The 12,399-nt window shown below is 58.4% G+C and carries 10 protein-coding genes; 8 read left to right on the forward strand and 2 right to left on the reverse strand.

The features are described 5' to 3' along the window. The first annotated feature begins 24 nt into the window (after window positions 1-24). The 3 genes from OGV82_RS07415 (at window position 25) to hutH (ending at window position 4,091) form a co-directional block, all read left to right on the forward strand. Window positions 25-744, forward strand: a complete 720-nt coding sequence (locus tag OGV82_RS07415) for a histidine utilization repressor (RefSeq protein WP_012133207.1) — start codon at window positions 25-27, stop codon at window positions 742-744. A 139-nt stretch (window positions 745-883) separates the two neighbouring features. Beyond that, window positions 884-2,569: a urocanate hydratase gene (gene hutU, locus OGV82_RS07420; protein ID WP_012133206.1), complete on the forward strand. Its 1,686-nt coding sequence runs from the start codon at window positions 884-886 to the stop codon at window positions 2,567-2,569. A 1-nt stretch (window position 2,570) separates the two neighbouring features. Continuing rightward, on the forward strand, window positions 2,571-4,091 hold the full coding sequence (gene hutH / locus OGV82_RS07425; protein WP_012133205.1) for a histidine ammonia-lyase: 1,521 nt from the start codon (window positions 2,571-2,573) through the stop codon (window positions 4,089-4,091). 105 nt (window positions 4,092-4,196) lie between these two features. On the opposite strand, the gene OGV82_RS07430 is transcribed toward hutH, so the two are convergent. Both OGV82_RS07430 and bioA read right to left on the reverse strand, forming a co-directional pair. Further along, entirely contained in the window at window positions 4,197-4,673 is a 477-nt protein-coding gene (locus OGV82_RS07430) for a kinase inhibitor (protein ID WP_047458005.1), read from the reverse strand. Window positions 4,674-4,738: 65 nt separating this feature from the next. Beyond that, on the reverse strand, window positions 4,739-6,028 hold the full coding sequence (gene bioA / locus OGV82_RS07435; RefSeq protein WP_047458002.1) for an adenosylmethionine--8-amino-7-oxononanoate transaminase: 1,290 nt from the start codon (window positions 6,026-6,028) through the stop codon (window positions 4,739-4,741). 86 nt (window positions 6,029-6,114) lie between these two features. On the opposite strand from bioA, the gene bioB reads away from it, so the two are divergent. The 5 genes from bioB to uvrB all read left to right on the forward strand — a co-directional run bounded on the left by bioB (window position 6,115) and on the right by uvrB (window position 12,316). Then, complete coding sequence (gene bioB, locus OGV82_RS07440; RefSeq protein ID WP_012133202.1) at window positions 6,115-7,155, forward strand: biotin synthase BioB; 1,041 nt, start codon at window positions 6,115-6,117, stop codon at window positions 7,153-7,155. Beyond that, window positions 7,152-8,306 carry an 8-amino-7-oxononanoate synthase gene (gene bioF, locus OGV82_RS07445; RefSeq protein ID WP_047457999.1) on the forward strand — a complete coding sequence of 385 codons (1,155 nt, stop codon included), beginning with the start codon at window positions 7,152-7,154 and terminating at the stop codon, window positions 8,304-8,306. The genes bioB and bioF overlap by 4 nt, the downstream gene beginning before the upstream one ends. Beyond that, the gene (bioC, locus tag OGV82_RS07450; protein WP_047457995.1) at window positions 8,293-9,048 is read left to right on the forward strand and encodes a malonyl-ACP O-methyltransferase BioC; all 756 of its coding nucleotides are present in this window, start codon (window positions 8,293-8,295) and stop codon (window positions 9,046-9,048) included. Before bioF ends, bioC begins: the two co-directional genes overlap by 14 nt. Continuing rightward, on the forward strand, window positions 9,041-9,727 hold the full coding sequence (bioD, locus tag OGV82_RS07455) for a dethiobiotin synthase (RefSeq protein ID WP_047457993.1): 687 nt from the start codon (window positions 9,041-9,043) through the stop codon (window positions 9,725-9,727). Before bioC ends, bioD begins: the two co-directional genes overlap by 8 nt. A 567-nt stretch (window positions 9,728-10,294) precedes the next feature. Next, window positions 10,295-12,316: an excinuclease ABC subunit UvrB gene (uvrB, locus tag OGV82_RS07460; protein WP_286462650.1), complete on the forward strand. Its 2,022-nt coding sequence runs from the start codon at window positions 10,295-10,297 to the stop codon at window positions 12,314-12,316. Window positions 12,317-12,399 lie beyond the last annotated feature (83 nt).

Raw genomic sequence — 12,399 nt, forward strand, 5'->3', positions numbered from 1 at the left:
CATACGCTTAAGGAAGGCTTACGCATGCTCCCATCCCGTTCTGCCCCTGTGCCTTTCTATGAAAAGGTCAAACAGACGATCAGCGACAACATCGCCAGCGGCGTCTGGCGCCCGCATGACCGTATTCCCTCGGAAGCGGAACTGGTGGCGCAATTTGGCTTCAGCCGGATGACAATCAACCGGGCGTTGCGGGAATTAACGGATGAAGGGCTGCTGGTGCGTTTACAGGGCGTCGGCACATTTGTGGCGGAACCGAAAGGGCAGTCCGCACTGTTTGAAATTCGCAGCATTGCCGATGAAATCGCCGCCCGTCACCATCAGCACCGCTGTGAGGTGCTGACGCTGGAACAGACGCAGGCGAATGCGCTTCAGGCCACGGCCCTGAATGTGCGTGAAGGCACGCTGATTTTTCATTCGGTGATGGTGCACTATGAAAACGATCTGCCGGTGCAGATTGAGGATCGCTGTGTGAATGCCGGCGTTGTACCGGATTATCTGGCGCAGGATTACAGCCAGACCACGCCTCATGCATACCTGTCGCTGATCGCCCCGCTAACGGAAGGGGAGCACATTGTGGAAGCCGTGCGCGCCACGGCGGAAGAGTGCGCGCTGCTGAACATTAAGGAGCACGATCCCTGCCTGTTAATTCATCGGCGCACCTGGTCTGCGTCGCACATTGTTTCTCACGCTCGCCTGCTTTTTCCCGGTTCTCGCTACCGGTTGCAGGGCCATTTTATGTCCTGAATGACGGCGCGATAAAAAGCGTGATTGCTGACGCAATATAACAAAAATGTATCTCAGTTGTTAAAATCAGCCTTGCGACAAGTTGTATAGACAAGTATATGTTACCTATCTGTCCGATCATCGTAAGGAGTCTGGTGTCATGCCTCAAAGCAAGTATCGTCAGCAGGATATCCGCGCCCCGAGGGGAACAACCCTGACGGCAAAAAGCTGGTTAACCGAAGCGCCGCTGCGCATGTTAATGAACAACCTCGATCCCGATGTTGCCGAGAATCCGCATGAACTGGTGGTTTATGGCGGCATTGGCCGCGCGGCGCGCGACTGGGAGTGCTATGACGCCATCATCAATGCGCTGACCAAACTGGAGGCCGATGAAACCCTGCTGGTGCAGTCCGGTAAACCGGTCGGCGTGTTTAAGACCCACGAAAACGCGCCGCGTGTCCTGATCGCTAACTCCAACCTGGTGCCGCACTGGGCGACCTGGGAACATTTCAATGAGCTGGACGCCAAAGGGCTGGCGATGTACGGCCAGATGACCGCCGGAAGCTGGATCTACATCGGCAGTCAGGGCATCGTGCAGGGTACCTATGAAACCTTTGTTGAAGCAGGACGGCAGCACTATCAGGGGAATTTGTCCGGGCGCTGGGTGCTGACCGCCGGGCTTGGCGGTATGGGCGGCGCACAGCCGCTGGCCGCGACGCTGGCGGGGGCGTGCTCGCTGAATATCGAATGCCAGCAAAGCCGTATCGATTTCCGTCTGCGTACTCGCTATGTTGATGAACAGGCCACCTCGCTGGACGACGCGCTGGCGCGAATTGAAAAATATACCCGCGAAGGTAAAGCCGTCTCCGTTGCGCTGTGCGCCAACGCGGCGGACGTCGTGCCGGAACTGGTAAAACGCGGCGTTCGCCCGGATCTGGTGACCGACCAGACCAGCGCGCACGATCCGCTGCACGGTTATTTGCCCTCTGGCTGGCGTTGGGAGGAGTATCAGGCGAAAGCGGCGTCAGATCCACAGGGCACGGTACAGGCGGCGAAACGCTCAATGGCGAAGCACGTACAGGCGATGCTGGCGTTCAGTGAAATGGGCGTCCCGACCTTTGATTACGGCAACAATATCCGCCAGATGGCGAAAGAGATGGGCGTAGAGAACGCCTTTGATTTTCCTGGGTTCGTTCCGGCCTATATCCGCCCGCTTTTCTGTCGGGGGATCGGCCCATTCCGTTGGGTGGCGCTTTCCGGCGATCCAGAAGATATTTATAAAACCGATGCCAAAGTCAAAGAGATTGTGGCGGATGACAAACATCTGCATCACTGGCTGGATATGGCGCGCGAACGTATTAACTTCCAGGGCTTACCGGCGCGTATTTGCTGGGTGGGGCTGGCGTGGCGGCAAAAACTGGGTCTGGCGTTTAACGAAATGGTACGCCGTGGAGAGGTCTCCGCGCCGATCGTCATTGGTCGCGACCATCTGGATTCCGGCTCTGTCGCCAGTCCAAACCGGGAAACGGAAGCGATGCGCGACGGTTCTGATGCGGTATCCGACTGGCCGTTACTGAACGCGCTGCTCAATACCGCCAGCGGTGCGACCTGGGTTTCGCTGCATCATGGCGGCGGCGTCGGCATGGGGTTCTCGCAACATGCCGGAATGGTGATTGTCTGCGACGGCACCGATGAAGCGGCGGCGCGTATCGCCAGAGTGCTGCATAACGATCCGGCGACAGGCGTGATGCGTCATGCTGACGCCGGGTATGAGATTGCGGTTGAATGCGCCGCAGAACAAGGGCTGAACTTGCCGATGATCGCGGCTACTCAAGGAAAACGCTGATATGAATACGCTTACGTTAACGCCGGGTCATCTGAGTTTTGCGCAGCTTCGCGCCGTCTGGCAGCAGCCAGTGCAACTGCGTCTTGATAGCAGCGCGGTTGACGGTATTAATGCCAGCGTCGACTGCGTGAACAATATCGTCGCCGAGGGGCGCACGGCCTACGGTATCAATACCGGTTTTGGTCTGCTGGCGCAGACGCGCATCGCCACGGAGGATCTGCAAAACCTGCAACGTTCGCTGGTGCTCTCCCACGCGGCGGGTATTGGCGAGCCGCTGGACGACGCGATGGTGCGTCTGATCATGGTGCTGAAAATCAATAGCCTGGCGCGAGGTTTCTCGGGCATCCGCCTGAGCGTGATTGAAGCGCTGATTGCGCTGGTCAACGCAGAAGTCTGGCCGCTGATCCCGGCGAAAGGTTCTGTAGGGGCATCGGGCGATCTGGCGCCGCTGGCGCATATGTCGTTGACGCTGCTTGGCGAAGGGAAAGCCCGCTGGCAGGGGGAGTGGCTTCCGGCGAAAGAGGCGTTGAAAAAGGCTGGACTGGAACCGATCACGCTGGCGGCGAAAGAGGGACTGGCGCTGCTGAATGGCACCCAGGCCTCCACCGCCTTTGCGCTGCGTGGGCTGTTCGAAGCGCAGGCGCTGTTCGCCTCTGCGGTGGTCTGCGGGGCGTTAACCACCGAAGCCGTTCTGGGGTCGCGCCGACCGTTTGATGCGCGCATTCATGCCGCGCGCGGTCAGCGTGGGCAGATCGACGCCGCCGGGCTGTTCCGCCACGTTCTGACGGAGACCAGCGCGATAGCACAGTCGCACCATAACTGTGAAAAGGTGCAGGACCCGTACTCGCTTCGCTGTCAGCCGCAGGTGATGGGCGCGTGCCTCACACAACTGCGTCAGGCGATGGAGGTGCTGCTCGTTGAAGCCAACGCCGTTTCGGATAACCCGCTGGTGTTTGCCGAAGAGGGGGATGTGATTTCCGGCGGTAACTTCCATGCCGAACCGGTGGCGATGGCGGCGGATAATCTGGCGCTGGCGATTGCGGAAATCGGCGCGCTGTCGGAAAGGCGCATCGCGCTGATGATGGATAAACATATGTCGCAGTTGCCGCCTTTCCTGGTGAAAAACGGCGGCGTCAACTCCGGTTTTATGATTGCGCAGGTGACCGCTGCGGCGCTGGCCAGCGAGAACAAAGCGCTGGCGCATCCGCACAGCGTGGACAGCCTGCCGACGTCGGCCAATCAGGAAGATCATGTGTCGATGGCGCCCGCTGCGGGTCGGCGACTATGGGAAATGGCGGCAAACACGCGTGGGGTCATTGCGGTAGAGTGGCTGGCGGCCTGTCAGGGTATCGACCTCCGGGAAGGGTTAACCTCAAGCCCGCTGCTGGAGCAGGCGCGAAAAGCGCTGCGCGAGCAGGTGCCGCATTATACTCAGGATCGTTTCTTCGCGCCGGATATTGAGTGCGCGACCGAACTGCTGGCGCGTGGGGACTTGTTCCGGTTATTACCTGATTTCTTGTAAAAAAATGCCGGATGGCGCTGACGCTTATCCGGCCTACGGCGCTGGATGTTAGGTGCCGCAGGCCGGATAAGACGCTTTAGCGTCGCCATCAGGCAACAACGGCACTTAGCTGAACATTGCGGTAATTGACGCGCTGGCGAGCGCATGGAAATGGACGTTAAAGCCCACCATCGCGCCGCTGGCGCCTGCATCGACATCAATGCGCTCCACATCCAGCGCGTGAACGGTAAAGATGTAGCGGTGCGTTTCCCCTTTCGGCGGAGCTGCGCCGCCGTAGCCTGCTTTACCAAAATCGGTGCGCGTCTGGAGAGTCCCTTCCGGCATCGCCACCAGGCCGGAACCAAACCCTTGCGGCAGTACGCGGGTATCGGCTGGCAGGTTGGCGACAATCCAGTGCCACCAGCCTGAGCCGGTTGGCGCATCGGGATCGTAGCAGGTCACGACAAAGCTTTTCGTACCGGCGGGCACCTCGTCCCAGGCCAGGTGCGGGGAGATGTTGTCCCCGTCATAGCCCATGCCGTTAAACACATGGCGATGGGGCAGTTTTTCCCCGTCGCGCAGGTCGTTGCTGATAAGTTTCATACCGCCTCCATTAATCTACTGATTAGCAAGGAAGTGTAGCCAGAACCGCTACAGCTTACCGCTGATTAATGGATAAAAAATGTTTCATTGCGCACAGCGTCGTTCACCGCCTGTGTCAGACGATGCAATTGTTCCGGCTGGATGATATAGGGCGGCATCAGGTAGATCAGTTTACCGAACGGGCGCACCCAGACGCCTTGCCCGACAAAGAAACGCTGCAACGCCGCCATATTGACCGGGTGCGTGGTTTCCACGACGCCGATGGCGCCGAGTACACGCACGTCAGCAACCCAGGACGATGCGCGCGCGGGCGCTAATTCCTGGCGTAACTGCGTTTCAATCGCCGCCACCTGCTGCTGCCACTCGCCCGTTTCCAGCAGAGAAAGACTGGCGCAAGCCACGGCACATGCCAGCGGATTGCCCATAAAAGTCGGGCCATGCATAAAGCAACCGGCTTCGCCGTTGCTGATGGTTTCAGCGACCAGACGGGTGGTTAGCGTGGCGGAAAGCGTCATCGTGCCGCCGGTGATGGCCTTACCGAGACACAAAATATCCGGCGTAATGTCTGCATGTTCGCAGGCAAACAGTTTACCTGTGCGGCCAAATCCGGTGGCGATCTCATCGGCAATCAGCAGAATCCCTTCGCGATCGCACATCTTACGGATGCGGCGAAGCCACTCCGGGTGATACATCCGCATCCCGCCTGCGCCCTGGACAATGGGCTCCAGAATCACCGCTGCAATCTCATGCCGGTGCGCCGCCATCAGGCGGGCAAAGGCCACCATATCCCGCTCGTCCCATTCGCCATCCATCCGGCTTTGCGGGGCGGGGGCAAAGAGGTTTTCCGGCAGATAGCCCTTCCACAGGCTGTGCATTGAGTTATCTGGATCGCATACCGACATCGCGCCGAAGGTGTCCCCGTGATAGCCGTTGCGAAAGGTCAGAAAACGCTGACGAGACTCGCCTTTCGCCTGCCAGTATTGCAGCGCCATTTTCATCGCCACTTCCACCGCCACCGAACCGGAGTCCGCCAGGAATACGCACTCCAGCGCTTGCGGCGTCATCGCCACCAGCTTGCGACACAGGTTGACCGCAGGGGCATGGGTAATGCCGCCAAACATCACATGCGACATGGCGTCAATTTGCGTTTTCATCGCGGCGTTGAGCTGTGGATGGTTGTAACCGTGGATCGCCGCCCACCATGACGACATGCCGTCGATCAGACGGTCGCCGTTGGCCAAAATCAGTTCGCAACCCTCGGCGCGCGCAACCGGATAAACCGGGAGCGGGGAGGTCATGGAGGTATAGGGATGCCAGATATGGCGTTGGTCAAAGGCAAGATCGTCCGTTGTCATAATCGACTTGTAAACCAAATTAAAAACATTTAGGTTTACGAGTCTACACCGAATCAAGAATTAACAACACCCTTTGGAGAGGCCCTATGGCTCACCACCCACGCTGGACATTGTCGCAAGTTACCGAATTATTTAATAAACCGCTGCTGGATCTGCTATTTGACGCGCAGCAAATCCATCGTCAGCATTTCGATCCGCAACAGGTGCAGGTCAGCACGCTGCTGTCGATTAAAACCGGCGCCTGCCCGGAAGACTGCAAATATTGCCCGCAGAGTTCCCGCTATAAGACGGGGCTGGAAGCGGAACGTCTGATGGAAGTGGAGCAGGTGCTGGACTCCGCGCGCAAAGCGAAGAACGCCGGTTCAACCCGTTTCTGCATGGGCGCGGCATGGAAAAACCCGCACGAGCGCGATATGCCGTATCTGGAACAGATGGTGCAGGGCGTGAAGGCGATGGGGCTGGAAGCCTGTATGACCCTCGGCACGCTCAATGAATCTCAGGCGCAGCGCCTCGCCAACGCCGGGCTGGACTACTACAACCACAACCTGGATACCTCCCCGGAATTTTACGGCAACATCATCACGACCCGCTCGTATCAGGAACGTCTTGATACGCTGGACAAAGTGCGTGAAGCGGGGATTAAAGTCTGCTCTGGCGGTATCGTTGGCTTAGGCGAAACGGTCAAAGATCGCGCCGGGCTGCTGTTGCAACTGGCGAATTTGCCGACCCCGCCGGAGAGCGTGCCGATCAACATGCTGGTGAAGGTCAAAGGTACGCCGCTGGCGGATAATGAGGATGTGGATGCGTTTGATTTCATCCGCACGATCGCTGTCGCGCGGATTATGATGCCAACCTCCTACGTGCGTCTTTCTGCGGGTCGCGAACAGATGAACGAACAGACGCAGGCGATGTGCTTTATGGCGGGGGCGAACTCCATCTTCTACGGCTGCAAGCTGCTGACCACGCCGAACCCGGAAGAAGACAAAGATCTCCAGCTGTTCCGCAAACTGGGGCTGAATCCGCAGCAAACGTCGGTGCTGGCTGGCGACAACGAACAGCAACAGCGTCTGGAACAGGCGCTGATGACCCCGGATACAGACGACTATTACAACGCGGCAGCAGTATGACCTGGCAGCAAAAAATTGACGATGCGCTTATGGCGCGTCGTTCTGCCGATGCGTTGCGTCGCCGCTATGCGGTGGCGCAGGGGGCAGGGCGTTGGCTGGTGGCTAACGAACGCCAGTATCTGAATTTCTCCAGCAATGACTACCTCGGTTTAAGTCACCATCCGCAGATTATTCGCGCCTGGCAACAGGGTGCGGAGCGCTTTGGCGTCGGCAGCGGCGGCTCCGGCCACGTCAGCGGCTACTCCGTGGCGCATCAGGCGCTTGAAGAGGCGCTGGCAGGCTGGCTTGGCTATTCGCGGGCGCTGCTGTTTATCTCTGGCTTTGCGGCGAATCAGGCGGTTATCGCCGCGCTGATGGCGAAAGACGATCGGATTGTCGCGGACCGTCTCAGCCACGCCTCATTGCTGGAAGCGGCAAACCTCAGCCCGGCGACGCTTCGCCGCTTTACCCACAACGATCCTCAACACCTGGCGCGCCTGCTGGACGCCCCGTGCGGCGGGCAGCAGCTGGTGGTGACAGAGGGCATATTCAGTATGGACGGCGACGGCGCGCCGCTGGCGGAGATCCACCGTGTCGCACGGCAGCGTAACGCCTGGCTGCTGGTGGATGATGCGCACGGTATTGGCGTTACGGGCGATGAGGGGCGCGGAAGCTGCTGGCGACAGCAGGTCAAACCTGAACTGCTGATTGTGACGTTTGGCAAAGGTTTTGGCGTCAGCGGGGCGGCGATTCTCTGCTCTGAAAGCGTTGCGGATTATCTGTTGCAGTTTGCCCGCCATCTGATCTACAGCACCAGTATGCCGCCGGCGCAGGCGCAGGCGCTGAGCGCGGCGCTGGCGGTGATCCGAAGCCCGGAAGGCGCAGATCGCCGGGAGAAACTGGCTGTGTTAATTCAGCGCTTCCGTTCGGGCGTTAAGGCCAGCGATTTTACGCTGGCAAATTCGCACAGTGCGATTCAGCCGCTGATTGTCGGAGACAATGCGCGCGCGTTACGGCTGGCGGATACTCTGCGGGAGCAGGGATGCTGGGTGAGCGCGATCCGACCGCCTACCGTTCCGGCCGGTACTGCCCGGTTGCGCCTGACGCTCACTCAGGCGCACGAAGCGCAGGATATTGATCGCTTACTGGAGGTGCTGGATGGCGCAGGTTGATAAGCAGGCGATTGCGGCCGCGTTTGGGCGCGCTGCGTCGCATTATGAACAGCACGCTGAACTGCAACGCCAGAGTGCGGACGCGCTGTTGGCGCTGCTGGCAGGGCGTGAATGTGCGCACGTTCTGGACGCCGGTTGTGGGCCTGGGCGGATGAGCCGCTTCTGGCGAGAGCAGGGATGCGAGGTTACGGCGCTCGATCTCTCGGCGCAAATGCTGGATGAGGCGCGTCGTCAGCAGGCTGCTCACCATTACCTTGCGGCGGATATCGAAGCCATCCCGCTGGCGGCGGCGCGGTTTGATTTGGCATGGAGCAACCTGGCGGTGCAGTGGTGCGGCGACTTGCGCGGCGCGCTAAGCGAACTGTATCGCGTGGTGCGTCCTGGCGGCGTGGTGGCGTTTACCTCGCTGGCGCACGGATCGCTGCCGGAACTGCGTCAGGCCTGGCAGGCGGTAGATAACCGGGGGCATGCCAACCATTTTTTGTCGCCGGAGACGATCGGCAATGCGATGCACGGCTGGCGCGTCCGTCAGCAGATCCAGGCGATCACTCTGTGGTTTGATGATGCGCTCAGCGCGATGCGTTCGCTTAAGGGTATTGGGGCGACGCATCTGCACGAGGGGCGTGAACCGCGCGTGTTAACGCGTTCGCAGTTGCGGCAGTTGCAGTTGGCCTGGCCGCAGCAGCAGGGGAAATATCCGCTGACGTATCAGCTTTTTTTGGGAGTCATTGAACGTGATTAAACGGTATTTTGTCACCGGGACGGACACTGAAGTTGGAAAAACGGTCGCCAGTTGCGCCCTGTTGCAGGCTGCCGCGCAGAGCGGCTTTCGGACGGCAGGCTACAAGCCCGTGGCGTCGGGCAGCGAGATGACGGCGCAGGGGCTGCGCAATAGCGATGCCCTGGCGCTACAGTGCAACAGCACGCTGACGCTGGCCTATGAAGCGATCAATCCCTACACCTTTGCGGAACCGACCTCGCCGCACATTGTGAGCGCAGAGGAGGGGAGACCCGTTCAGGCCTCGGTGATGTCCGCCGGTTTACGCACGCTGGAACGGCAGGCCGACTGGGTGCTAGTGGAAGGGGCGGGCGGCTGGTTTACTCCGCTTGGCGAAACGCTGACGTTTGCCGACTGGGTCGCGGCGGAGCACCTGCCGGTGATTCTGGTGGTGGGCGTGAAGCTTGGGTGTATCAATCATGCCATGCTGACGGCGCAGGCCGTGCAGCAAGCCGGGCTGACGCTTGCCGGGTGGGTAGCCAATGACGTGACGCCGCCCGGAAAGCGCCATGCGGAATACATAGCGACGCTAACGCGGGTGATTACGGCTCCTCTGCTGGGCGAAATCCCCTGGCTTTCCGGGAAGGCGGAAAGCGCATCGACAGGACAATATCTCGACCTGACGCGCCTGAAGGCGGTGTAAAACAGGTGAAAATGCGAGCAGGATCTCGCCTGCCGACCGCGTTTCGTTAGCTGATAAAAATCAAAAAAAAGCGATAATTTTTTTTTAGCCCCTCATCAAAGGGCGTCCGCGCGATTTTGCCAGGCGGCAGTCCATACGGGCTGGACGCAGTTATCCACCATTCCTGTGGATAACCTTGTGTATTAGAGTTAGAAAACACAATGTAAGCGAGAGAAGACGCGGCCTGCGACTAAATTGATGCGAAAGGCGTCTTAAGTAAATAGTGCTTATGAAACAATTTGTTAGATAAAAGCAATGGCTGTAAGGAAAGTGTCACGGGTTGCCACAAATCTTTCATCACACATCTTGACAAGTGTTAAAAAAGTCTTTGGTTTGGGGATAACCGCATCTCACTGGTTTTTTATCTCGTCAGGGTCTACATTTTACGTCGCAATGCCGGGTGTTATCCCTTATTTGAGTAATACCTTAAGTCGCCACTGTTTTTTCATCCAGTATATTTTGCTGGCAATATTAGCGGCTCCGGGTAAAATTAGTGTCCTGCCCGCCCATTCCTTCAGGTAGCTGCCCATGAGTAAACCGTTCAAACTGAATTCCGCTTTTAAACCCTCAGGCGATCAGCCGGAGGCGATACGTCGTCTGGAGGAAGGTCTTGAAGATGGTCTGGCGCACCAGATGCTGTTGGGCGTAACGGGGTCAGGGAAAACGTTCACCATCGCCAATGTGATTGCCGATTTACAGCGCCCGACGATGGTGCTTGCGCCCAATAAAACGCTGGCGGCCCAGTTATACGGCGAAATGAAAGAGTTCTTCCCTGACAACGCGGTGGAATATTTCGTCTCTTACTATGACTACTATCAGCCAGAGGCGTATGTGCCCAGCTCCGACACCTTTATCGAAAAAGATGCGTCGGTGAACGAACACATAGAACAGATGCGACTGTCGGCGACCAAGGCGCTGCTTGAGCGGCGGGACGTTGTGGTCGTGGCTTCGGTTTCCGCTATCTACGGTCTGGGCGATCCCGATTTATACCTGAAGATGATGCTGCACCTGACGGTGGGGATGATCATCGATCAGCGCGCTATCCTGCGCCGTCTGGCGGAGTTGCAATATACCCGCAACGATCAGGCCTTCCAGCGCGGCACTTTCCGCGTACGCGGCGAGGTCATCGACATCTTCCCGGCGGAGTCTGACGATATTGCGCTGCGGGTTGAGCTGTTTGATGAAGAGGTTGAACGTCTGTCGCTGTTTGACCCGCTGACCGGGCAGGTTGAATCGACTATCCAGCGCTACACCATCTACCCGAAAACGCACTACGTTACGCCGCGCGAGCGCATCGTACAGGCGATGGAGGAGATCAAAGACGAACTGGTGGACAGACGCAGGATCATGCTGGAAAACAATAAGCTGCTGGAAGAACAGCGCTTAACCCAGCGTACGCAGTTCGATCTGGAAATGATGAACGAGCTGGGATATTGCTCGGGGATTGAAAACTACTCCCGCTACCTTTCCGGGCGCGGGCCTGGCGAGCCGCCGCCGACGCTGTTTGATTATCTGCCTGCCGATGGCCTGTTAGTCGTGGATGAATCTCACGTCACGATTCCGCAAATCGGCGGGATGTTTCGTGGGGACAGGGCGCGCAAAGAGACGCTGGTGGAGTACGGTTTCCGTCTGCCGTCAGCGCTGGATAACCGTCCGCTAAAATTTGAAGAGTTTGAAGCGCTGGCCCCGCAAACTATCTACGTTTCCGCCACGCCGGGCAACTATGAGCTGGAGAAATCCGGCGGCGAGGTGGTGGATCAGGTGGTGCGTCCCACCGGGCTGCTGGACCCGATCATTGAAGTTCGGCCGGTGGCGACGCAGGTTGATGATCTGCTCTCTGAGATCCGCCTGCGGGCGGCGATTAACGAACGTGTGCTGGTGACGACGCTGACCAAGCGAATGGCGGAAGATCTTACCGAATATCTCGAAGAACACGGCGAGCGCGTACGTTACCTGCACTCGGACATCGATACCGTTGAACGTATGGAAATCATTCGTGATTTGCGTCTGGGCGAGTTTGACGTGCTGGTGGGGATCAACCTGTTGCGAGAAGGGCTGGACATGCCTGAGGTCTCGCTGGTGGCGATTCTGGACGCAGACAAAGAAGGCTTCCTGCGTTCAGAGCGTTCGCTGATTCAGACCATCGGCCGTGCGGCGCGTAACGTCAACGGGAAGGCGATCCTCTATGGCGATAAGATCACCCCGTCGATGGCGAAAGCGATAGGCGAAACCGAACGTCGTCGCGAGAAACAGCAGTTATACAATGAAGAGCACGGTATCGTTCCGCAGGGGCTGAATAAAAAAGTGGTCGATATTCTGGCGCTGGGTCAGAACATCGCGAAAACCAAAGCGAAGGGCAAAGGGAAGTCCCGCGCAGCGGCGAAATCGGGTGTGGTTGAGATGGATATGACGCCGAAAGCGTTGCAGCAGAAAATTCATGAGCTGGAAGGTCAGATGATGCAGCATGCGCAAAACCTGGAGTTTGAAGAAGCCGCAGAGATCCGCGACCAGCTGCATCAGCTACGTGAGCTGTTTATCGCGGCGTCCTGACGATGCCGGATGGCGACGTAAAGCGTCTTATCCGGCCTACGGTTGTGCCGCCTGTTGTGTGTAGACCCGGTAAGCGAAGCGCC

It is taken from the genome of Citrobacter sp. CK191, assembly GCF_030333435.1.
In the GTDB taxonomy this organism is placed as follows: domain Bacteria; phylum Pseudomonadota; class Gammaproteobacteria; order Enterobacterales; family Enterobacteriaceae; genus Citrobacter_B; species Citrobacter_B koseri.